Source organism: Winogradskyella litoriviva (genome assembly GCF_013249065.1).
GTDB lineage: Bacteria > Bacteroidota > Bacteroidia > Flavobacteriales > Flavobacteriaceae > Winogradskyella > Winogradskyella litoriviva.
Window position 1 is genome coordinate 135,784 of sequence record NZ_JABRWQ010000001.1, and the last position, 23,713, is coordinate 159,496.

Here is a 23,713-nt window from a genome sequence, read left to right on the forward strand (position 1 = left end):
CAAAGTAAAAACCTTGTAGGTTTTTAAATTAAAGATATTCCCTTTTTTAAGGGAAGAAAACATGAAAGAAACTAAAACTAAATATAGACCAACTCTAAAATCCATTGAGGCTGCGGCAGAAAAACTAAATGGTATTGCTTCTGTAACGCCTCTTATAAAAAACTCAAGATATTCTAAACATTTTAAAGCTAATATATATCTTAAAAGAGAAGACTTACAAGAAGTTCGTTCATATAAAATTAGAGGAGCTTATAATAAAATTTCATCCTTAGATAAAACTCATATCGAAAATGGAATTGTATGCGCAAGTGCGGGAAATCATGCACAAGGCGTAGCTATTTCTTGTAAACTTTTAAAAATTAGAGGTACAATTTTTATGCCTGCACCAACACCTAATCAAAAAATTGAACAGGTAAAAATGTTTGGTGAAGATTATGTTGATATTGTTTTAGTTGGTGATACTTTTGACGATGCTTACCATGCAGCAATGCAACAGAGTAAAGACATGGATAAGACATTTGTACACCCATTTAACGACGAAAAGGTTATTGAAGGACAAGCAACAGTTGGATTAGAAATAATTGATCAAGCTAAAGAGCATCCTATTGATTATGTTTTTGTTCCTGTAGGAGGAGGTGGTTTAGCCTCTGGTCTATCTTCCGTTTTTAAACTACTATCTCCACAAACAAAAATAATTAGTGTAGAACCAAAAGGGGCTGCAGCTATGTTAAATTCTATTAGATCTAACCAAAATATTGAATTAGATACTATAGATAATTTTGTCGATGGTGCTGCTGTTAAACGCGTTGGAGATTTAAACTTCGCCATATGTAAAGAAACAATACATCGGGTAGTTACGGTAGAAGAAGGAGAAATTTGCCAAACCATTTTAGATTTATATAATAAAGACGCTATTGTAGTTGAGCCTGCAGGCGCTTTAAGTCTTTGTGCTTTAGAACAATTTAAAGACGAGATTAAAGATAAAAATGTAGTGTGTGTTATAAGTGGAAGTAATAACGACATTACAAGAATGGCAGAAATTAAAGAACGTGCCCTACTCTATGCCAACCTTAAACATTATTTTATCATTAAATTTCCTCAACGAGCAGGAGCTCTACGGGATTTTGTTGTAGACATTTTAGGTCCAACGGATGATATTACACATTTTGAATACACTAAAAAAGCCAATAGGGAAAACGATGTTGCTGTTGTTGGCTTACAATTAAAATCTCCCGAAGATTTAGATCCATTAATTTCCAAAATGAAACAACATAATTTCTTCGGAGATTACCTAAATAACAAACCAGATTTATTTCAGTTTTTAGTATAGTATAACAAAAACTTAACGTTCTAAAAAAGTGCTTTTAGTATCTTTATTAATAATATTTTAGAATAAATAATTATGACTTCAACATTTGCAAATATTCCAGAGCAATTTAAAATTAAAACATTAGTTAATCAAAACACCTATTTAGTTGATGGTGCATTAATACCGTGGAGAGGAGATACTTCTAATGTTTATTCTACAATTTCTTCAACAGAAGATTATAAACCAACTCTTTTAGGAACTATTCCAACTTTAGGCAAAAAAGAAGCTATAAAAGCATTAGATGCTGCTGTTTCTGCTTACAACAAAGGACAAGGTTTATGGCCAACAATGAAAGTTGAAAACAGGATTGCTTGTATGGAAAAGTTTGTTGAACATATGAAAACTAAACGAGATGAAGTTGTAAAACTATTAATGTGGGAAATTGGTAAAAACCTATCTGATTCTCAAAAAGAATTCGACAGAACTGTAGAATATATATACGATACCATTGAAGACTACAAGCAAATGGATCGAAATAGTGCAAAGTTTGATAAACATGATGGTGTCTATGCTCACATCAAAAGAGGACCATTGGGTGTTGTTTTATGTTTAGGACCATATAACTATCCATTAAATGAAACATTCGCATTATTAATTCCTGCTATAATGATGGGTAATACAACCATTTTTAAACCAGCAAAACACGGTGTTCTATTAATTACACCTTTGTTAGAGGCTTTTAGAGATAGTTTCCCAAAAGGCGTTGTAAACATTATTTACGGACGTGGAAGAACCGTTGCTGCACCTATAATGCAAACAGGCAAAGTTGATGTTTTAGCTTTAATAGGCAATAGTAAATCGGCTAATGCTTTACAAAATCAACACCCAAAAAGTAACAGATTGCGTTTAGTACTAGGATTAGAAGCTAAAAATCCAGCAATCGTACTTCCAGACGCTGATTTAGATTTAGCAATAGACGAATGTATTGCAGGTACAACATCATTCAATGGTCAACGTTGTACAGCCTTAAAAGTATTATATGTACATGAAGCAATTGTGGAAGAGTTTAACAAACGTTTTTCAGCTAAAGTAGATGCGCTAAAATTTGGTAATCCTTGGGAAGATGATGCCAAATTAACACCACTTCCAGAGCCAGACAAGCCAGATTATATTCAAGATTTAATAAACGATGCCACAGAGAAAGGAGCTCAAGTCATTAACTCTAAAGGAGGAGAAACAACTGAAAATTATATTTTTCCTGCTGTATTATATCCTGTAACAAAAGACATGCGCGTTTTTCAAGAAGAGCAATTTGGACCAGTAATTCCAGTAGTTCCATTTTCAGATATTGAAGAACCATTAGATGATATGGCAGAATCTAATTACGGTCAACAAGTGAGTTTATTTGGTAAAGATGTAAAAACTCTGGCGCCATTAATTGATACTTTAGTGAATTTAGTTTGTCGTGTAAACCTTAATAGTTCTTGTCAACGTGGTCCAGACGTTTATCCTTTTACGGGACGAAAAGATTCGGCTGTAGCAACGTTAAGTGTCCATGATGCTTTACGTTCATTTTCAATTAGAACTTTTGTAGCTTCTAAAGACAACGATTACAACAATGGTATTTTAAAGGATTTACTAGATTCTAGAGCTTCAAATTTTGTGAGCACAGATTATATTCTGTAATAAAACGTGTATCAAAACACTTATTAATGAAATATTTACAGTTTTATTTAAAAGAATTATGAAATTCGTAAAACTTAAAAAAAAGAACTTGTTTTAAGATTATTATTAAATAATAATTCTAAATTTACACTATGTTAAGTCAAAAAAATAGAATAGAAAGACCCACACGCTCGTCAAACTTGCGACGTCGCTAATGGAACTACTTTAAACCATTTAGTTAATCTTTTATTTTTTTACATTGAACAATTCAAATAACATATTTTCCACTTTAGATTTAGTACTACCCGTTTCAACCAGAAACACATTACGTTGTGTTCGTAATCGTCGCCCGTAAGGGTACATTATTATTTAGGAACTCAGGTGCGTCCAGTTCTTCTTTCAAAAACAAAACCACATTTTTTAATATTAAAACTCAATTACAATGAAAATTGTTATTGCTGATAAATCACATAGCATATACGCAGAAACGATATGCAAAACTATTGCAGATGCTGCTCAAGTAAGAGGTACTGGTATTGCAAAACGAAAACCAGAATATATCATTAACAAAATGGAAAATGGTAACGCTGTAATCGCTTTAGACGGTGATAAGTTTGCCGGTTTCTGTTATATTGAAGCTTGGAGTCATGGTAAATTTGTTGCCAATTCCGGACTCATTGTTCATCCAGATTTTAGAAATCTAGGTCTAGCCAAAAAGATTAAAAAAGTCATTTTTGAACATTCTAGAACTAAATTCCCAGACGCTAAAGTTTTTAGTATTACAACAGGTTTAGCTGTTATGAAAATGAATAGCGAACTTGGCTATAAACCTGTGACGTTTTCAGAATTAACTGATGACCAATCTTTTTGGAAAGGCTGTCAAACTTGTAAAAACTTTGATGTTTTAACAAGAACAGAACAAAAAATGTGTCTGTGTACAGGTATGCTTTACGACCCAAAAAAGACCCAAGAAACAAAACCAAAAGAACACAATTACGACAAAAAAGCATGGACGAGATTGAAAAATTTAAAACAATCTATGTTCTTAAAAAAAGATAAAAAAGATGAGTAAGAAATTAGTTATAGCATACAGTGGTGGATTAGACACATCCTATTGCGCAGTAAGTTTAAGTAAAGCAGGTTACGACGTCCATGCTGTGAGTGTAAATACGGGTGGTTTTTCTGATGACGAAATAAAAAATATTGAGGCAAATGCTTACAAAATGGGTGTTTCAACATACAAGAATATTGATGCCATTGCCTCATATTATGACAAAGTAATAAAATATTTAATATTCGGAAATGTATTAAAGAATAATACCTATCCGCTATCTGTAAGTGCAGAACGTATTATTCAGGCCATTGAAATTATTGAATACGCTAAAAGTATTGATGCCGAATATATTGCACACGGAAGTACAGGTGCAGGAAACGACCAAGTACGTTTTGATATGATTTTTCAAACCTTAGCACCAAACATTAAGATTATTACGCCTATTAGAGATGGAAGTTTAAGCAGACAAGAAGAAATTGATTACCTAAAAGACAACGGCATCGACATGTCTTGGGAAAAAGCTAAATATTCGGTAAACAAAGGACTTTGGGGAACAAGTGTTGGAGGTTCTGAAACCTTGACTTCTGAAAAACCTTTACCTGAATCAGCATTTCCTTCGCAATTAAAACATACCGAACCAGAAAAAGTAGTGCTCTCATTTTCTAAAGGGGAATTAGTAGCTATAAATGGAGAAGAAAACAGCCCAGAAGTAAATATTGAAGTACTAAACACGCTCGCTTCAGCTTATGCTATCGGAAGGGATATTCATGTTGGAGATACTATTGTTGGTATCAAAGGACGCGTTGGATTTGAAGCTGCTGCTGCCCTAATTACCATAAAAGCACATCATTTATTAGAGAAACATACACTTACTAAATGGCAATTACAACATAAGGATTATATGTCTAATTTCTATGGTATGCATTTGCATGAAGGTCAATATTTAGACCCAGTAATGCGCGACATGGAAGCCTTCTTACAAAGTAGCCAAGACAAAGTAACAGGCGATGTTTTTGTAACCTTGAAGCCTTATCACTTTGATTTAGATGGTATTTCATCTCAACACGATTTAATGAGTGCCAAATTTGGAAGTTATGGTGAAGAAAATAAAGGCTGGACAGCAGATGAAGCCAAAGGGTTTATTAAAATAGTTGGAAATCAAAATAAGATTTATCAGCAGGTCAATAATTAGTCCTGTCTTGACCTAGGAGGTTTTTAAAACCTAGCTGGTCTGAAAAATTACCTTATCCTGCAAGGTTTCAAAAACCTTGTAGGTTTCAAACTAAGAATTAGGTTCAATTAAAAAGATTCCCACTTCCGTGGAAAATAGATATGAAAAAATTAGAAATAGGAATCATTGGAGGAGCAGGTTATACGGCTGGAGAGTTACTTAGATTATTAATTAACCATCCTAAAACTAACATCAATTTTGTATTTAGCACATCTAATGCAGGCAACAAAATATACAAAGTACATCAAGATTTAATTGGTGCTACGGACTTAGAATTTACGAGCAGCATCAATTCAGAAGTCGATGTCTTATTCTTGTGTTTAGGCCATGGAAATTCTACTGCTTTTCTTGAAAAAAACTCATTTTCAGACCACACTAAAATTATCGATTTAAGTAATGATTTCAGATTAGTAGCTGATAAAAATTTTGAAGGAAAAGAATTCGTTTACGGCTTACCAGAATTGAATAAAGACGCTATCGAACAGGCGAATTACATTGCAAATCCTGGTTGTTTTGCAACAGCCATTCAACTAGCGTTATTACCATTAGCAAAAGCAGAAGTATTGCAAAACGATGTGCACATCAATGCCGTAACTGGTGCCACAGGTGCAGGAACATCGCTATCAAAAACCACTCATTTTACGTGGAGAGATAATAATTTTTCGCATTACAAAGCATTTACACATCAGCATTTAGGAGAAATCAATCAAACGGTTAACCAATTGCAATCTGGTTTTAATTCTGATATCAACTTTATGCCAAATCGTGGTAATTTTTCAAGAGGCATTTTTGCAACGCTTTACACCAAATTTGAAGGCACATTAGAAGACGCCAAACAATTATATAAAGATTATTATAAAGATGCCGTTTTCACAATTATTTCAGATGAAGACATTCATTTAAAACAAGCTGTGAATACTAATAAATGTATCCTTCATTTACACAAACACGAAGGAAAATTATTAGTTACTAGTGTCATCGATAATTTATTAAAAGGCGCTTCCGGACAAGCGATTCATAACATGAATTTAATGTTTGGTTTTGAAGAAACAGAAGGTTTACTATTAAAGGCAAATTATTTTTAAACTTCTGTCATTCCTGCTAAGGCAGGAATCCACTCGTATAAAAAAACAAATAGATTCCTGCCTTCGCAGGAATAACAATAAAGAATAATATGAAAATAGCAATCATAGGAACAGGAAACTTAGGAAAGTCCATTGCAAAAGGGCTCATTACTAATAATGCTATCACAACATTATATTTAACTAAGCGAAACTTGGAGGATATTCAAGATTTAGAAGGTTATAAAAATGTGTATCTCACTACAGACAATATTGAAGCAGTAAACCAATCTGACATTTTAATATTTGCGATTCAACCACGGCATTTTGAAACTATCTTAAATGATATTAAACCATATTTAACGGAAAATCATGTTTTAATTTCTACAATTACTGGATTCTTAATTCCGAAAATAGAAACTATTGTTGGTACAGACCAATTCATCATTAGAGCTATGCCAAATACAGCCATCGCTGTTGGTAAATCTATGACCTGTATGTGTAGTAATGAAAAAGGTGCAAAACGCCTTAAAATTGCAGAAGCTATTTTTGATAGATTAGGACATACCTTGGCTATTCCTGAATCGCAAATGCAAGCAGCTACTGTGGTTTGTGCTAGTGGAATTGCATTTTGGATGCGTCTAATTAGAGCAACAACACAAGCTGCTATTCAGTTAGGTTTTGATGCTAAAGAAGCACAAGAACTAGCCATGTACACCAGTGAAGGTGCAGCAAGTTTATTAATTACAAATGGTAATCATCCTGAGGAAGAAATTGATAGAGTTACAACACCAAAAGGTTGTACTATTGAAGGACTCAACGAGATGGAACACAAAGGACTGAGCTCTTCTCTTATTCAAGGTATGGTAGCTTCATTTAATAAAATTAATAACATTAAAAAAGAGCAGATTTAATATAGATGACCTGCAAGCCCTTGACGACCTTGTAGGCATTAAACTAAAAATCAAACCTACAAGGTTTTTGAAACCTTGCAGAATAAAGTAACAACAATATGAGTTTATTTAATGTTTACCCACTTTTCGACATTACACCAGTAAGTGCTAATGACATCTACGTTTACGATGATAAAAATGTGGAATATTTAGATTTATATGGTGGACACGCAGTCATTTCTATAGGACATTCGCATCCAAAATATGTTTCTGCTATTTCTAATCAAGTCAGCAAACTTGGTTTTTATAGTAATGCCATTCAAAATCCGATGCAAGTTGAATTAGCGGATAAGCTTGAAGCTTTATCTGGCTGTAAAGACTACCAATTATTTTTATGTAATTCTGGTGCCGAAGCCAATGAGAATGCTTTAAAATTAGCATCCTTTCATAATGGTAAATCCAAAGTGCTAGCATTTAAAAATTCGTTTCACGGTAGAACATCTGCGGCTGTAGCCGCTACTGACAATCCAAAAATTGTAGCACCAATAAATGCGCAACAACAAGTTGATTTCGTTGAACTTGGAGATTTACAAGCTGTTGAATCTATATTAAAACAAAATGAAACTTGTGCTGTTATTGTTGAATTTATTCAAGGAGTTGGAGGTTTAGACCAAAGTACAACGGAATTCTATCAAGGATTAGGCAAGCTTTGCAAACAATACAATACCGCTTTAATTGCAGACGAAGTACAATCAGGATTTGGCAGAACTGGAGACTTTTTCGCTTTTCAAAAACACAATATTACACCAGATATTATTTCTATAGCCAAAGGCATGGGAAATGGCTTTCCTGTTGGTGGCATATTAATTCACCCATCCATTGAAGCGTCTTTTGGTTTATTAGGAACAACATTTGGTGGTAATCATTTGGCTTGTGCTGCTACGCTTTCAGTTTTAGAAGTTCTAGAGGAAGAAAAACTCATGGATAATGCTAATACTATTTCAGATTATTTTCAAGAGAAAGCCAAGTCTTTACCACGGTTAAAATCGATTAAAGGAAGAGGATTAATGCTGGGCTTAGAGTTCGATTTTCCTATTTCAGAATTACGTAAAAAACTCATTTTCGACCATCATATATTTACAGGAAGTGCTAAAAATCCTAATCTAATTAGAATACTTCCGCCATTAACCATTCAGAAGAAACATATTGACGTGTTTTTTGAAGCTTTAGAAAAAGAATTAAATAGCATTTAATCAGAGATGAAAAATTACACCAAAATAAAAGACATTTCTAACCTTTCAGAAACTATTAAGGATGCCATTTTATTAAAAATGAATCCTTTTGAATTTCAAGATTTAGGAAAACACAAAACCTTAGTGATGCTATTTTTTAATTCGAGTTTAAGAACCCGATTAAGTACTGAAAAAGCCGCAAAAAACTTGGGCATGGAAGTGATGATGTTAAACATCAATGATGCTTGGAATTTAGAATTTGAAGATGGCACTATCATGAATATGGATAAATCCGAGCACATTAAGGAAGCCGCACAAGTGATTTCTCAATATGCAGATGTTATTGCTGTAAGAGCATTTCCAACACTTGAAGATAAAGCTAAAGACGAATCAGAATATATTCTCAATAACTTTAAAAAATATGCAACCGTTCCTATCATAAACATGGAAAGTGCTACAGCGCATCCTTTACAAGCCTTAGCAGATGCTATAACCATTACCGAACTTACGGAAAAAGCAAAACCGAAAGTCGTTTTGTCTTGGGCACCACATCCAAAAGCACTACCACAAGCGGTAGCGAATTCGTTTATAGAAATGATGCAAGAACTGGAAGTAGATTTAACCATCACACATCCAAAAGGTTACGAACTCAGTAAAGAAATCACTAAAAACACACCCATAAACCACAATCAAGAAGACGCTTTAAAAGATGCCGATTTTGTGTACGTAAAAAACTGGAGCAGTTATAACGATTATGGTAAAGTCTTAAATCAAGATGACAATTGGATGCTTACTAAAGCTAAATTAGGACATGCGAAATTTATGCATTGCTTACCTGTAAGACGAAATGTAATTGTTGAAGATGCCGTTTTAGATAGCGAACAATCTGTGGTTATTAAACAAGCAAACAATAGAACATATGCTGCGCAAGTAGTGTTGAAGCAGATATTAGAGGGTTTATAAATTATTATGTCCGACCTGCAAGGTTTCAAAAACCTTGTAGGTCTAATTCATTGTCATTACCGCGTAAGCAGGAATCCATAATCAACAAATGTGGATTCCCGTTTTCACGGGAATGACAAAAAAGACAATAAAATGAAAACAATAAAAGTCATAAAAATAGGTGGAAATATAATAGACAATGAAGAAGCTTTAGCCGCATTCATCAAAAATTTTGCAGCCATTTCTGACCCCAAAGTTTTAATACATGGAGGTGGAAAATTGGCAACAAAATTAGCCGAACAAATGAACATTCCTGTGCAAATGAACGAAGGCAGACGGATTACAGATGCTGACACTTTAGATATCATCACCATGGTTTACGCTGGTAAAATCAACAAGAATATTGTAGCACAATTACAAGCCAATAATTGTAATGCTATTGGTTTTTCTGGTGCAGATGGCAATACTATTATTTCAGAAAAACGACCTATTAAAACCATAGATTACGGTTTTGTTGGCGATGTAAAAAAAGTAAACACAGATGCTTTAGAAGTTTTACTGAATAACAACATTACACCAGTATTTTGCGCAATTTCACATGATGAAAACGGACAATTACTCAATACCAATGCCGACACCATTGCTTCAGAATTAGCGATTGGCTTATCTACCATTTTCAACACCGAATTATACTATTGTTTCGAGAAAAATGGTGTTTTAAAAGATGTAGAAAATGAGGATTCCGTTATCGAAAACATCAAAACTGAAAGCTATAAAATTTTAAAAGAAAACAATATCATATTCGAAGGCATGTTGCCGAAATTAGACAACTGTTTTCATGCTATAAATAAAAACGTTAAAAAAGTTTGTATCGGAAAATCAGATATGCTTTTCAATACCAACATTAAACACACAACCATAACACAATGATTGAAAAACTAACTCAAGAAGCTATTGCTTTATTAAAGCAACTCATAGAAACCCAGTCATTTTCTTCTGAAGAAGATAACACGGCTTTGCTCATTGAAAATTGGTTTACAACACATAATGTACCTTTTAAAAGAAACAATCATAACATTTGGGCAACCAACAAATATTTTGATGACAGCAAACCAACACTACTATTAAATTCGCATCACGATACTGTAAAACCAAACAAAGGCTACACCAAAGACCCATTTAAAGCTATTGTACAGGACGGCAAATTATACGGTTTAGGTAGTAATGACGCAGGCGGTTGCTTGGTCTCTTTAATCGCAACATTTACGTATTTCTATGAAAAAAAAGACCTCAACTACAACCTAGTTATTGTGGCATCTGCGGAAGAAGAAAGTAGCGGACCCAACGGACTAAATAGCATGTTAAGCATCATCCCTAAAATTGATGTAGCTATTGTGGGAGAGCCAACCTTAATGAATTTAGCTGTTGCAGAAAAAGGCTTAGTGGTTTTTGATGCCAAAGTAAAAGGAACTGCTAGCCATGCAGCACATCCAAATAACGATAATGCTATTTATAACACGATTACCGTTTTAAAATGGTTTCAAGATTATAAATTTGAAAGAAAATCACCAGTTTTAGGTGATGTAAAAATGACAGTTACACAGATTAATGCAGGTAAACAACACAATGCAGTGCCTGCTGAAGTTGATTTAGTTATTGATGTACGTGTAAATGATAAGTACACCAATCAAGAAATTGCTGATATTTTAACTCAGAAATCGCCATGTTCATCAATTGCAGCACGAAGCTTAAGATTAAATTCATCCTCAATTTCTAGTAATCATGAATTAGTAAAAGCCGGAATTGAATTAGGTAGAGAAACTTACGGTTCGCCTACACTTTCTGATCAATCTGTTTTAACTTGTCAGTCCTTAAAATTAGGACCAGGAGATAGCACACGTTCGCACACAGCAGATGAGTTTATTTATTTAGCTGAGATTGAGGAAGGTGTTGATTTGTATATTAAGTTGTTAGAGAAGGTATTGTAACGATACTGTCATTCCTGCGAAGGCAGGAATCCACAAAAAAAACTGAAATTTAAAAAATAGATTCCTGCCTTCGCAGGAATGACAAAAGAATAAAAGTTTAACTAAAAATGAAGGCAGAGATTCCTGCCTTCGCAGGAATATTATGAAACTTTGGGACAAAGGATTTTCAATAGATAAAAAAATAGAATTATTTACCGTTGGTAACGACAGAGAAATTGACATGCATATTGCAAAATACGATGTGCAAGCCTCTTTAGCGCATGCCATTATGTTAGAATCTATTGGGATTATAACTACGGATGAATTAGAACAATTAAAATCAGGATTAAAAGTTTTAGCAGAATCTATTGAAGCTGGAACATTTGTAATTGAAGATACCTTTGAAGATGTACATTCTAAAATTGAACATGAGCTCACAAAAACTTTAGGCGACGTCGGAAAGAAAATACACACCGCACGTTCTCGAAACGACCAAGTTTTAGTAGCACTTCAACTTTACTATAAAGAGAACCTTCAAATCATAAATGAAAAAACGAAGACGTTTTTCGATACACTTTTAGGCCTTGCTGAAACTCATAAAACCAAACTTTTACCTGGTTATACACATTTGCAAGTTGCGATGCCATCCTCTTTTGGATTATGGTTTTCTGCCTATGCGGAATTATTAATCGATGATGTTTATGTATTAAATGCCGTTTCAAAAATTACAGACCAAAATGTTTTAGGTTCGGCTGCTGGTTATGGAAGTTCATTTCCTATTAATAGAAATATTACGACCAAAGAATTAGGGTTTTCAACTTTAAAATATAATGTAGTTGCTGCGCAATTAAGTAGAGGAAAAAGCGAGCGTGCCATTGCTAGTGCCTTAGGTGGACTATGCAATACTATGGCACGTTTTGCCATGGATATTTGTTTATATATGAGTCAGAATTTTGGGTTTATTATGTTTCCTGATGAATTAACCACAGGAAGTAGCATTATGCCACATAAGAAGAATCCTGATGTGTTTGAACTAATTAGAGGTAAGTGTAATAAGATTCAAGCATTACATTCTGAAATGTTATTAATCACTAATAATTTACCAAGTGGTTACCACAGAGATTTTCAATTGTTGAAAGAAAACATCATCAATGCTTTTGAAGATGTAAAAGATATTTTGGACATCTTTACTTATTCCATACAGCAAATCATTGTAAAAAATATTGACCTCAACGATGAAAAATACCAATACCTATTTACGGTAGATAGTATAAATAATTTAGTGGTTGATGGCATGAGTTTTAGAGAAGCCTATCAAAAAATTGGTAGCCAAGTACAAGCAGGAACTTATAAACCAGATTTAGGAAAAGAACACTCACACATAGGCAGTATTCATAATTTGTGTTTGGATGACATTAGAGCTAAGTTTCCTCATTAGAATCTTTTACTAATATTAACTTTATCCTATAAAAAAAGCATCTGTTTCCAGATGCTTTTATATTCTACCCTAACACAGACTTACCCTTAAGATTTTATAGTAGTAGAAATTTATTTATTCAGTTTTAATTATAGTCCAACCAAATCACCTTCTTCATTTTTAGTAGCTAAATCAGATTTACCCATTAGGTAAATATCAACTTGACGAGCCGCTTCTCTACCTTCTGAAATGGCCCAAACAATAAGAGATTGCCCTCTTCTCATATCTCCAGCTGTAAATATATTTGGAATATTAGTTTGATATTTTCCGTATTCAGCTTTGTAATTAGAACGTACATCTCTTTCTAAACCTAACTTTTCTGCTAATGTACTTTCTGGTCCAGTAAAACCAAGAGCCAATAATGCTAAATCGCATTTCCAAGTTTTTTCAGTACCAGCAATTTCTATTAACTTAGGACGTTCTCCTGGCACCATTTCCCATTCTACATTTACTGTTTTTAGGGCCGTTAGTTTTCCTTTAGCATTAGTTACAAACTCTTTAGTGTTAATTAACCAATTACGCTCAACACCTTCTTTGTGGGATGTTGAAGTTTTTAACTGCAGTGGCCAATATGGCCATGGAGTCGTTGACGAACGATGTCCTGGTGGCTTTGGCATAATTTCAAAATTCACTACCGATTTTGCACCTTGACGATTAGATGTACCAATACAGTCACTTCCTGTATCTCCACCTCCAATGACTATAACATTCTTGCCTGTTGCTAAAACTTGATTTTTTACTTTCTGTCCAAAAACTACTTTAGTCTGTTGTGTTAAAAAATCCATGGCTTGCACTACTCCATCTGCATCGATTCCTGGAGTTGGTAAACTTCTTCGTTCTGTTGCACCACCACAAAGGACTATAGCATCAAACTTTTTTAATTCTTCAACATCGTAATTTACACCAACATTAACATTGGTTTTAAACACAATACCTTCAGCTTCCAAAATGGCTAAACGACGATCAATGATGCCTTTTTCCATTTTAAAATTTGGAATTCCATAGCGTAACAATCCACCAATAGCATCATCACGTTCAAAAACAGTTACGGTATGACCAGCTCTATTTAATTGTTGTGCAGCCGCTAAACCAGCTGGTCCAGAACCAACAACAGCAATGGTTTTTCCTGTTCTTACTTTTGGCGGCTGTGGCTTTATCCAGCCTTCTTTAAAAGCGCGTTCTACAATACTTTTCTCAATATTCTCTATAGACACTGGATCCTCAATAATCCCTAAAACACATGCTTGCTCACATGGCGCAGGACATAAACGCCCTGTAAACTCCGGGAAGTTATTAGTGGAGTGCAAAATCCATGATGCTTTTTGCCATTCACCTTGGTGAACCATATGATTAAAATCTGGAATTAGATTACCAAGCGGACAACCACTATGACAAAATGGAATTCCACAATCCATACAACGCGACCCTTGTTCGGTCATGTCTTTATCCTTTAAAGGAACCGTGAATTCATTATAATGTTTTACACGATCCTTTACTGGCTTGTATGATTCATCTTTTCTTTCGAATTCTTTAAAACCTGTTACTTTTCCCATTGTCCTATACTGTTTCTAATTCTTCAACCATTTGTTCTTCTGTCTCTAAACGTTTTAAAGCACGCTTGTATTCTGTAGGCATTACACGAACAAAATTCTTTAAACTTGTTTCCCAATCTGCTAATAAAGATTTACCCAAATCACTATTTGTATATTTTACATGCCTCTCTATTATAGATTTTAAATCGCTTGCATCTTTCTTTAAAATTTTCTCAAATTCTATAGTTTCCATGTTACACAGGCCATTTTTAAATTTATTTTCTGGATCATATACGTAAGCTATTCCTCCACTCATACCTGCAGCAAAGTTTCGTCCTGTTTTACCAAGAACCACTACTTTACCTCCTGTCATATATTCACAACAGTGATCACCAACACCTTCTACAACAGCAGTTGCTCCAGAGTTTCTAACTGCGAATCGCTCGCCTGCAATTCCATTAATATAAGCCTGACCTTCAACAGCACCGAACAAGCACACATTACCTATGATGATATTGTCTTCTGCTTTGAAATCTGCTTTTTCAGGTTTCTTTACTATTAATTTGGCTCCAGACAAACCTTTTCCTAAATAATCATTTGTGTTTCCTTGAAGGTTAAAAGTAAGACCATGTGCTCCAAAAGCTCCAAAACTTTGTCCTGCTGATCCCGTAAAATTGATATTTAGAGTGTCTTCTGGCAATCCTAAATGACCATATATTTTGGAAATCTCATTACTAACAATTGCTCCAACTGTTCTGTTGGTATTCTTAATATCATAAGATAACGTCATCTGTTCTTTTCTATATAATGCACGATGTGAGTCCTTCAGGATTTTAAAATCTAAAACATTATCTAAATTATGCTCTTGCCTTTCTGTATTTTTAACCGTTAACTTATTATACACTTCTGGTCTGTGCAATATTGATGATAAATCTAAACCTTTAGCCTTATAATGCTTTATGGCTTTATTTGCATTAATTTTATGCGTTTGACCAATCATTTCTGCCATTGACCTAAACCCTAACTCTGCCATAATCCCTCTTAATTCTTCGGCTATATAATAAAAGAAATTAATTACGTGCTCTGGAGTACCTTTAAAGTTTTTACGCAACTCCTTATCTTGTGTTGCGATACCTACAGGGCATGTATTTAAATGACACTTACGCATCATAATACAACCTGAAGCTACAAGAGGTGCAGTTGCAAAACCAAATTCTTCAGCACCCAACAACGCTGCAATAGCAACATCTCTTCCTGTTTTTAACTGTCCATCACATTCTACAACAATTCTACTTCTTAAATTGTTAAGCACTAAAGTTTGTTGCGCTTCTGCTAAACCAAGTTCCCATGGTAAACCAGCATGCTTTAAAGATGTTAGAGGAGACGCTCCCGTTCCACCATCATAACCAGCAATTAGTACGACATCTGCTTTTGCTTTTGCAACACCAGCTGCAATAGTACCAACACCAACTTCTGATACTAATTTTACATTAATTCTTGCTTCGCGATTTGCATTTTTTAAATCGTAAATTAATTGTGCTAAATCTTCTATCGAATATATATCGTGATGAGGAGGAGGTGAAATTAACCCAACAAATGGTGTTGAGTTTCTAGCAGCTGCAATCCAAGGCAAAACTTTCTCACCTGGCAATTGACCACCTTCTCCAGGTTTTGCACCTTGAGCCATTTTGATTTGAATCTCTTTAGCATTAGTTAAATAATGAGATGTTACTCCAAAACGTCCAGAAGCGACTTGCTTTATAGCAGAATTTCTACTATCTCCATTAATATCTGGTTGAAAACGTCTTCGGTCTTCTCCTCCTTCTCCAGAATTAGATTTTCCTCCAATTCTATTCATTGCAATTGCCAAATTCTCGTGTGCTTCTCTAGAAATCGAGCCATAAGACATCGCTCCCGTTTTAAATCGTTTTACGATTTCCGTCCAAGGCTCTACCTCTTCAATAGGAATTGGGTCAATATTATTAAATTCAAATAACCCACGTATGGTCATTAAATTTTTTGACTGCTCATTGATGGCTTTAGCATACACATCATAACTTGCTTGATCACTCAGTCTAACAGCTTGTTGTAATTTTGCAATTGTTGTTGGATTAAATAAATGCTTCTCACCATTACGTCTCCATCTGTAATCACCTCCAATATTTAAACCTAAACGTTTATCTAAAACATTGCTTGGGTAGGCATGCTGGTAGCGTTTATCGATTTCTTTTTCAATTTCATATAAACCAATACCTTCAATTCTTGACGTTGTATATGGGAAATATTTTTCTACAAATTGAGAGTTGAAACCAACGATTTCAAATATTTGAGAACCTCTATATGAACGTAAAGTTGAGATTCCTATTTTGTTCATTACTTTAAGGATTCCTTTTCCGATAGCTTTATTAAAATTATCAACTGCCTTTTGCTCGTCCATATCAGTAATAAAGCCCTCTTTTACTTGCATCCTAATAATTTCGTTAACCATATAAGGATTTACCGCACTTGCGCCATAACCAAATAGTGTTGCAAAATGATGCGGTTCTCTTGGTTCTGCAGATTCAATAATAATATCGAAATATGAACGCTTACGTAAACGATTCATCTGATGACTCACATAAGAACATGCTAATAATGGCGGAATTGGAGCCATTTTTTTACTAACTCCTCTATCTGAAAGGATAATAATGTTAGTCTTACGTTCTAACGCTTTTTCAATTTGAACAATAATACTATCTAAGGCATCTTCCAATCCATTTAAACCTCTATCTTTTTGGTATAATATTTCAATAGTTTCGGCTTTAAAACTTTCAACCTTAATATTTCGAATTTTATCTAAATCGTCATTAGATATTACCGGATTCTGAATTTTTAATTTTCTACATTGTCTTTCTGTTATACTGAAAATATTTCTGTCTTTACCTAAAGCTAAACTAATATCAGTGACAATTTCTTCTCTAATACCATCTAAAGGTGGATTTGTTACCTGAGCAAACAATTGCTTAAAGTAATTTGAAATTAACTGAGGTTGGTTAGACAAGACAGCCAAAGGCGTATCAGTTCCCATAGAACCTAATGCTTCCTTACCTTTTTGAGCCATTGGCGTAATTACTTCTTGAATATCTTCGTAGGTATAGTTAAACAATCGTTGTCTTGTTTTAATATCTAAAGATTCAATTGGACAAGTTTCTCCTGTATAAGGTATATCTTTTAGATGCAATCTCGTTTTATCCAACCATTCTTGGTAAGGTCTTTCTTTTACGATTTTACTTTTTATTTCTTCATCATTAATTATTCGACCTTGGTTCATGTCTACCAGAAACATTTTACCTGGCTCTAAACGACCATGACTTTCTACATCTTCTGGAGCAATATCGACTACACCAATTTCTGAAGACATTATTAATTTACCACTTTTTGTAACAGTGTATCGCGATGGTCTTAAACCATTTCTATCTAAAAGCGCACCTATATAATTACCATCTGTAAACGGTACAGAAGCTGGTCCATCCCAAGGCTCCATAATACAGGCGTTGTAATCGTAAAATGCTTTACGCTCAGGCGACATTGTTGCATGTTTTTCCCATGCTTCAGGTATCATCATCATCATTACTTCTGGTAAGGAACGACCTGTATGTGTTAATAACTCTACGACCATATCCATAGAGGCAGAATCCGATTTTCCTGGTAAAATAATTGGAAATAATTTCTCTATTTGAGGACCAAACACATCACTTTTCATAATTTCCTCTCGCACCCTCATTCTACTCACATTTCCACGAAGTGTATTTATTTCTCCATTTTGACACATGAATCGGAATGGCTGTGCCAATTCCCAAGTTGGCATTGTATTAGTTGAGAATCTTTGGTGGACTAATGCTAAACGTGTCACTAAATCATCCTCTTGTAAATCTTTATAATATGGACCAATATCTTCTGGCATAATAATACCTTTATATATTAGTGTATTCATAGACAAACTAGACACATAAAAATACGAGCTTTGCGACATTTTAGATTTTCTTACAATATGCTCTGTTATTTTGCGCGCTGCATAGAGTTTTGCTTTAAAATCTGCCTCTGAAACTTCGTTAGATTTCCCAACGAAAAGTTGTTCTATATTAGGCTCTGACGCCAAGGCAATTTCACCCAATTGAGTAGAATCAACTGGCACCTCTCTCCAACCTATTACCGTCAATCCTTGTGCTAATATTTCTTTTTCAAAAGTATCCTTACAAAACTTGTATTGATTTCTGTTTTTTGGCAAAAAAACCATACCTACTGCATACTTACCTTTTACGGGAACTTTAAACCCACAAACACGCTTAAAATATGCATGTGGAATATCTATTAAAAGCCCAGCACCATCACCTGTTTTTCCATCAGCACTAACACCTCCACGATGCTCTAATTTTACTAGAATTTCTAGTGCATCATGAATAATTTGATTTGTTTTTTCTCCTTTTAAATTACATATAAATCCTGCACCACAATTTTCGTGTTCAAATTCTGGTGAATATAGCCCTTGTTGCTTAAACATAAATTAGAAATTTTTAAAAGTTTTTACACCTTATTTCAGCTCTAATATAGAAGCTAAAATTTGATTTATAAAAAAGTAGAAACACTTTTCCCATATCTATAATTAATACTATAGAAAATGAAAATTTAGCAATAAAAACAGTATATACTAGCAATTAATCAATGAGAATTATTCAATAAAATCAAGCGTATTGTAAGAAAACGATTTATAAATGAAATTAACATTATATACTTTTCATAAAATTAAGAATTTTAACAAAAATTTAAAAAACACCATTATTGAAATCATAATAAATCACTTTAAATAATTTAAACCCTAAATTTTTAGGGGTTAAAAATAATTTATTCATAAAAATAATGAGTTGACCCTATTTTTTTGAGGGGTGTAACTAAAGTTTATATAGATTTGACTCAAACTAACTATTTTTAAATTTATTATTATGAAGAAAATTTTCACTTTAACACTACTTTTATTTACAGTAGTATTAACAGCACAAGAAACAGAAGAGACAACAGAAGAAAAGTCTTTTACAATAAGTGGAAGTGTTGATGCTTATTACCAAACCTACTTATCTGCTCCTGATGACGCTGGAGCATCATTCGGCACAGCTTTTGCGGATCAAACAGGTTTCGCAATAGGCATGGGTAACATTATAGCCAGTTATGAAAGCGGAAAAGTAGGTGCAGTTCTTGATTTAGTTACAGGTCCAAGAGGTGCTGGCGCAACTTTTAGTAATGATATCGTTGACGGAATTGTAAATCAAGCATATGCATACTGGAATGTTTCAGAAAGCACAACCTTAACAATGGGACGTTTTAACACCTTTTTAGGATATGAAGTGATTGCTCCTGCAGCAAACTTTAACTATAGCACATCTTACTTATTTTCTAGTGGGCCTTTTTCCCATGTTGGTTTAAAAGCAGATTTTGCTTTATCTGAAGACTTTAGTTTAATGTTAGCTGTTATGAATCCATGGGACACCAACAACACTTCATTCACTGGAGAATATTCATTTGGAGCACAGTTAGGCTACTCAGGTCAATACTTAAACCTTTACTATGATAGTGGCAATAATGGAGGTTTAGGATTTGAAGTTGACTACACTGGTGGTTTTGACCTTTCCGATTCTTTTTTCTTAGGAATCAATGCTGCATACAATGACAACGATGGAAGTGGTTTTTACGGTGCCGCTTTATACCCACAGCTAGCAACATCTGACGATTTTAGTATTGGATTAAGAGGCGAGTATTTTGCATTACATGGTGATGACGATGGCGTAGACTACCCAAGTGTATTAGGATTAACATTAACAGGAAGTTATTCTGTTGACAGCAACCTAATTATTAAGCCAGAATTTAGATTAGACTCTTTAACTGATGCTGATGGAGGTATTTATGGAAACGTTATAGACAATGATGGAGAAGCAGCAAGTAGCCTTAGCGCTTTTACAGTAGCCGCTATATACTCATTCTAAAAACAATACTAACTAACACCAAAATATTATGATAGATAATTTTTTAACCATAATCCCAAACCTAGCTATTGTACAAGACACAGTAGCTGCAACCACAAAAGACATTGAAGATGCGGTAAGCGCTATCAACGGAGATTTAGGAATGCTTTGGATGCTACTTTCTGGTATCTTAGTATTCTTTATGCAGGCAGGCTTTACACTGGTAGAAACTGGTATGACACGATCTAAGAATGCCGCTAATATCGCAATGAAAAATCTATTAGACATCTGTGTAGGCTCATTAACTTATTGGTTAGTTGGATACTCATTAATGTATGGAGACACTTCTAATGGCTGGTTCTTCTGGAGCGGTTTAATGCAAGGCGAAGGAGCAGATTTATTCTTCCAAACTATGTTTGCGGCTACAGCAGCAACAATTGTATCAGGTGCTATCGCTGGACGTACAAAATACTCAACCTATATTATATTCTCAGTAGTAATGACAGCTTTAATCTACCCTATTGCTGGTGGATGGCAATGGCAAGGGTCTGGCTGGCTAACCAACCTAGGGTTTATTGACTTTGCAGGTTCTTCAATTGTACACTCTGTTGGTGGATGGGCTGCATTAGTGGCTGCCTTTATGGTTGGACCAAGAATAGGTAAATTTGTTGACGGAAAAGTACATGCAATTCCTGGCCACAATCAAATACTTGCAACTTTAGGTGTTTTTATACTATGGTTAGGTTGGTTTGGATTTAATGGAGGTTCACAACTAGCTTGGGGTGGCGCAGATGCTATCGGAGCTTCAAATGTAGTACTAATCACAAACTTAGCAGCCGCAGCTGGTGGCTTAGGCGCATTAATTACCACATGGATATGGTACGGTAAACCAAATCTACCACAAACTTTAAATGGTGCCCTAGCAGGATTAGTTAGTATTACTGCTGGTTGTGGTAATATGTCTGCGATAGGAGCTGTATTTGCAGGACTTATTGGAGGAATTATAGTTGTTTTCTCAATTGAATTTATTGAAAAGAAATTGAAAATCGATGACGCTATTGGCGCTGCATCTGTACACGGAGTTGCAGGAGCATGGGGAACTTTAGTAATTGGACTCTGGGGAATAGACGGAGAAACAGGTATTGGCTTATTTAACGGTGGAGGATTTGGACAACTAGGTTCACAAGCTATTGGAGTTTTGGCCTATGCAACTTGGTCTATAGTCCTATCTTTCATAATACTTAAAATCTTAAAATCTACAATGGGTCTTCGCGTTACTAAAGAAGAAGAAGAAGTAGGATTAGACCTTTCAGAACATGGCGAAATTGCATACCCTGGAAAAAGAGATAGAGGGTAATTATTTCTAATAAATAATAATTCTTAAACATAAATATTAAAAACTGATTGTATAATTTTAGTTGTTAGAAAGAAAACCTCCTGAGTTTAAACTCAGGAGGTTTTTGTTTAAAAGCTTTTCACTAAAAAGCAATATTTACAAATTAAACCTAAATTTTATAGGGTAATAATTTAGAAATTCACAAAAATTACGTTTTAACCCCATTTTTTTTTAGGGTATAGGTTAATATTGCATAGATTTGAGATGAATTAACTCATATTTAATATTTTTTTACTAATAGTATTAAGTATTATCTAAATTCTAACTAACAAATATTACAATGAAAAAAATTGAAGCAATTATTAGAAAATCTAAATTTTCTACAGTAAAAAATGCATTGCACGAAGTTGGTGTTAACTTTTTCTCATATTGGGATGTTACAGGACTTGGAAACGAAAAAGAAGGCCATGTTTACAGAGGTGTTTCTTATAGCACAAGCGATATTCAGAGACGCTACCTATCTATAGTTGTTAATGATGATTTTGAAGACGTTACAGTTAAAGCAATACTCGAATCTGCATCAACTGGAGATGTTGGCGATGGCAAAATCTTTGTATCACATATTGATGAAGTTTACAGAATTAGAACAGGAGAAAAAGGAGGACAAACACTTAAATAAAACACATGGAATTATTAACTATTAACAATGTATGGATGATGATCTGTACAGCGCTCGTTTTCTTTATGCATTTAGGATTTGCATTTTTAGAAATTGGATTAACACGTCAAAAAAATACGCTTAACATTTTATTTAAAAATATATTTATAATAACTGTAGGTTTACTTCTATATGCATTGGTTGGCTTCAATCTTATGTACCCTGGAGAATTTAATGGATTTATAGGCTTTGCTGGCTTTGGTTTAGACTCACCATTAACCACAGAAGGCGCTTTGGACCTAACTTACAATGAGGGTTACACCTATTGGACAGATTTCTTATTCCAAGGCATGTTTGCTGCCACCGCAGCAACTATTGTTTCTGGAGCAGTTGCAGAACGTATTAAAATTGGGCCATTCATGGTTTTCACTATAATATACGTAGGACTAATTTACCCTATTGCAGGCTCTTGGAAATGGGGAGGTGGATTTTTACAAACCTTAGAAACTCCTTTTTATGATTTTGCCGGATCCACCCTTGTACATTCAGTTGGTGGTTGGGCTGCCGTAGTTGCAGTATGTTTATTAGGCCCTCGAATCGGTAAATTTAAAGATGGAAAACCACAGGCTATTCCTGGACACAATATTCCGTTAGCAACCGCAGGTGTTCTTATTCTATGGTTAGGTTGGTTTGGATTTAATGGTGGTTCAGTTTTATCTGCAGACCCAACATTAACTTCATTAACTTTAGTTACAACTTGTTTAGCAGCAGCAGCTGGAGGTGTTGTCTCTGCTTTAGTATCTACTATACGCTATAAAAATTTAGATTTAACCATGTTTTTAAATGGTATTCTTGGTGGTCTAGTAGGAATTACTGCTGGCGCAGACCAAATGAGCCCTACAGATGCTATAATTATTGGTGCCGTTGCAGGTGCAATTATTGTTTTTGCTGTTTCTTTAGTAGATAAGCTAAAACTTGACGACCCTGTTGGAGCAATAGCTGTGCACTTAGCTTGTGGAATTTGGGGAACTCTTGCTGTAGGAATATTTGGAAACCTTGCAAGTGGAGCCCAATTTGTAAGCCAATTAATTGGTGTAGCCGCTTATGCTGCTATTTGTATAGTATCATCATTTTTAATTATATTTATTATGAAGAAGACTGTAGGAATAAGAGTTTCTGAACGCGAAGAACTTGAAGGTCTTGATGCCCATGAACATGGTATGGATGCCTATCCAGATTTTAGACTGAATGAACACTAAAAACATTCTTAATACCTGACTGTTTGGAATTAAAATAAACCTCTAAGTAAAAGGCTTAGAGGTTTTTTTATGAAACAAAAAAAGCATGTGAAACTTTATTTTTT

Annotated in this window: 17 protein-coding genes; 15 read left to right on the top strand and 2 right to left on the bottom strand. The window is 34.4% G+C overall.

Going from position 1 to position 23,713, the window contains the following annotated elements; all coding sequences use genetic code 11:
* Positions 1-61 precede the first annotated feature (61 nt).
* The 11 genes from ilvA (at position 62) to argH (ending at position 12,792) form a co-directional block, all read left to right on the top strand.
* On the top strand, positions 62-1,330 hold the full coding sequence (gene ilvA / locus HNV10_RS00570; protein WP_173299389.1) for a threonine ammonia-lyase: 1,269 nt from the start codon (positions 62-64) through the stop codon (positions 1,328-1,330).
* A gap of 72 nt (positions 1,331-1,402) precedes the next feature.
* The gene (locus HNV10_RS00575) at positions 1,403-2,995 is read left to right on the top strand and encodes an NADP-dependent glyceraldehyde-3-phosphate dehydrogenase (protein ID WP_173299390.1); all 1,593 of its coding nucleotides are present in this window, start codon (positions 1,403-1,405) and stop codon (positions 2,993-2,995) included.
* A gap of 421 nt (positions 2,996-3,416) precedes the next feature.
* Positions 3,417-4,046, top strand: coding sequence for a GNAT family N-acetyltransferase (locus HNV10_RS00580; protein ID WP_173299391.1), 630 nt, complete (start codon positions 3,417-3,419; stop codon positions 4,044-4,046).
* Positions 4,039-5,220 carry an argininosuccinate synthase gene (locus HNV10_RS00585; protein ID WP_173299392.1) on the top strand — a complete coding sequence of 394 codons (1,182 nt, stop codon included), beginning with the start codon at positions 4,039-4,041 and terminating at the stop codon, positions 5,218-5,220. The genes HNV10_RS00580 and HNV10_RS00585 overlap by 8 nt, the downstream gene beginning before the upstream one ends.
* A 140-nt stretch (positions 5,221-5,360) precedes the next feature.
* Positions 5,361-6,344: an N-acetyl-gamma-glutamyl-phosphate reductase gene (gene argC, locus HNV10_RS00590; protein ID WP_173299393.1), complete on the top strand. Its 984-nt coding sequence runs from the start codon at positions 5,361-5,363 to the stop codon at positions 6,342-6,344.
* A gap of 89 nt (positions 6,345-6,433) precedes the next feature.
* Positions 6,434-7,234, top strand: a complete 801-nt coding sequence (gene proC / locus HNV10_RS00595) for a pyrroline-5-carboxylate reductase (protein WP_173299394.1) — start codon at positions 6,434-6,436, stop codon at positions 7,232-7,234.
* 98 nt (positions 7,235-7,332) lie between these two features.
* Positions 7,333-8,466, top strand: coding sequence for an aspartate aminotransferase family protein (locus HNV10_RS00600; RefSeq protein ID WP_173299395.1), 1,134 nt, complete (start codon positions 7,333-7,335; stop codon positions 8,464-8,466).
* A 6-nt stretch (positions 8,467-8,472) separates the two neighbouring features.
* Positions 8,473-9,408: a Rossmann-fold NAD(P)-binding domain-containing protein gene (locus HNV10_RS00605; protein WP_173299396.1), complete on the top strand. Its 936-nt coding sequence runs from the start codon at positions 8,473-8,475 to the stop codon at positions 9,406-9,408.
* A gap of 132 nt (positions 9,409-9,540) precedes the next feature.
* Positions 9,541-10,317 (top strand): acetylglutamate kinase, encoded by a 777-nt coding sequence (gene argB / locus HNV10_RS00610; RefSeq protein ID WP_173299397.1) that lies wholly within the window; start codon positions 9,541-9,543, stop codon positions 10,315-10,317.
* Positions 10,314-11,375 (top strand): M20 family metallo-hydrolase, encoded by a 1,062-nt coding sequence (locus HNV10_RS00615; protein WP_173299398.1) that lies wholly within the window; start codon positions 10,314-10,316, stop codon positions 11,373-11,375. The genes argB and HNV10_RS00615 overlap by 4 nt, the downstream gene beginning before the upstream one ends.
* Positions 11,376-11,517: 142 nt before the next feature.
* Entirely contained in the window at positions 11,518-12,792 is a 1,275-nt protein-coding gene (gene argH / locus HNV10_RS00620; RefSeq protein WP_173299399.1) for an argininosuccinate lyase, read from the top strand.
* 128 nt (positions 12,793-12,920) lie between these two features.
* Here the strand turns inward: argH and HNV10_RS00625 are convergent, their stop codons facing one another.
* Positions 12,921-14,384: a glutamate synthase subunit beta gene (locus HNV10_RS00625; RefSeq protein ID WP_173299400.1), complete on the bottom strand. Its 1,464-nt coding sequence runs from the start codon at positions 14,382-14,384 to the stop codon at positions 12,921-12,923.
* Positions 14,385-14,388: 4 nt separating this feature from the next.
* Positions 14,389-18,903: a glutamate synthase large subunit gene (gltB, locus tag HNV10_RS00630; protein ID WP_173299401.1), complete on the bottom strand. Its 4,515-nt coding sequence runs from the start codon at positions 18,901-18,903 to the stop codon at positions 14,389-14,391.
* A gap of 439 nt (positions 18,904-19,342) precedes the next feature.
* Between gltB and HNV10_RS00635 the strand changes: the two genes are divergently transcribed.
* The 4 genes from HNV10_RS00635 to HNV10_RS00650 all read left to right on the top strand — a co-directional run bounded on the left by HNV10_RS00635 (position 19,343) and on the right by HNV10_RS00650 (position 23,609).
* The gene (locus tag HNV10_RS00635) at positions 19,343-20,377 is read left to right on the top strand and encodes an outer membrane beta-barrel protein (protein WP_173299402.1); all 1,035 of its coding nucleotides are present in this window, start codon (positions 19,343-19,345) and stop codon (positions 20,375-20,377) included.
* A 31-nt stretch (positions 20,378-20,408) separates the two neighbouring features.
* Complete coding sequence (locus tag HNV10_RS00640; RefSeq protein ID WP_173300029.1) at positions 20,409-21,713, top strand: ammonium transporter; 1,305 nt, start codon at positions 20,409-20,411, stop codon at positions 21,711-21,713.
* Positions 21,714-22,032: 319 nt separating this feature from the next.
* Positions 22,033-22,371, top strand: a complete 339-nt coding sequence (locus HNV10_RS00645; protein ID WP_173299403.1) for a P-II family nitrogen regulator — start codon at positions 22,033-22,035, stop codon at positions 22,369-22,371.
* Positions 22,372-22,376: 5 nt separating this feature from the next.
* Complete coding sequence (locus HNV10_RS00650; RefSeq protein WP_173299404.1) at positions 22,377-23,609, top strand: ammonium transporter; 1,233 nt, start codon at positions 22,377-22,379, stop codon at positions 23,607-23,609.
* The last annotated feature ends 104 nt before the right edge of the window (positions 23,610-23,713 follow it).

Coding starts and splice junctions, on each gene's coding strand:
- ilvA (WP_173299389.1), top strand. CDS start 62: ATGAAAGAAACTAAAACTAAATATAGACCAACTCTAAAATCCATTGAG.
- HNV10_RS00575 (WP_173299390.1), top strand. CDS start 1,403: ATGACTTCAACATTTGCAAATATTCCAGAGCAATTTAAAATTAAAACA.
- HNV10_RS00580 (WP_173299391.1), top strand. CDS start 3,417: ATGAAAATTGTTATTGCTGATAAATCACATAGCATATACGCAGAAACG.
- HNV10_RS00585 (WP_173299392.1), top strand. CDS start 4,039: ATGAGTAAGAAATTAGTTATAGCATACAGTGGTGGATTAGACACATCC.
- argC (WP_173299393.1), top strand. CDS start 5,361: ATGAAAAAATTAGAAATAGGAATCATTGGAGGAGCAGGTTATACGGCT.
- proC (WP_173299394.1), top strand. CDS start 6,434: ATGAAAATAGCAATCATAGGAACAGGAAACTTAGGAAAGTCCATTGCA.
- HNV10_RS00600 (WP_173299395.1), top strand. CDS start 7,333: ATGAGTTTATTTAATGTTTACCCACTTTTCGACATTACACCAGTAAGT.
- HNV10_RS00605 (WP_173299396.1), top strand. CDS start 8,473: ATGAAAAATTACACCAAAATAAAAGACATTTCTAACCTTTCAGAAACT.
- argB (WP_173299397.1), top strand. CDS start 9,541: ATGAAAACAATAAAAGTCATAAAAATAGGTGGAAATATAATAGACAAT.
- HNV10_RS00615 (WP_173299398.1), top strand. CDS start 10,314: ATGATTGAAAAACTAACTCAAGAAGCTATTGCTTTATTAAAGCAACTC.
- argH (WP_173299399.1), top strand. CDS start 11,518: ATGAAACTTTGGGACAAAGGATTTTCAATAGATAAAAAAATAGAATTA.
- HNV10_RS00625 (WP_173299400.1), bottom strand. CDS start 14,384: ATGGGAAAAGTAACAGGTTTTAAAGAATTCGAAAGAAAAGATGAATCA.
- gltB (WP_173299401.1), bottom strand. CDS start 18,903: ATGTTTAAGCAACAAGGGCTATATTCACCAGAATTTGAACACGAAAAT.
- HNV10_RS00635 (WP_173299402.1), top strand. CDS start 19,343: ATGAAGAAAATTTTCACTTTAACACTACTTTTATTTACAGTAGTATTA.
- HNV10_RS00645 (WP_173299403.1), top strand. CDS start 22,033: ATGAAAAAAATTGAAGCAATTATTAGAAAATCTAAATTTTCTACAGTA.
- HNV10_RS00650 (WP_173299404.1), top strand. CDS start 22,377: ATGGAATTATTAACTATTAACAATGTATGGATGATGATCTGTACAGCG.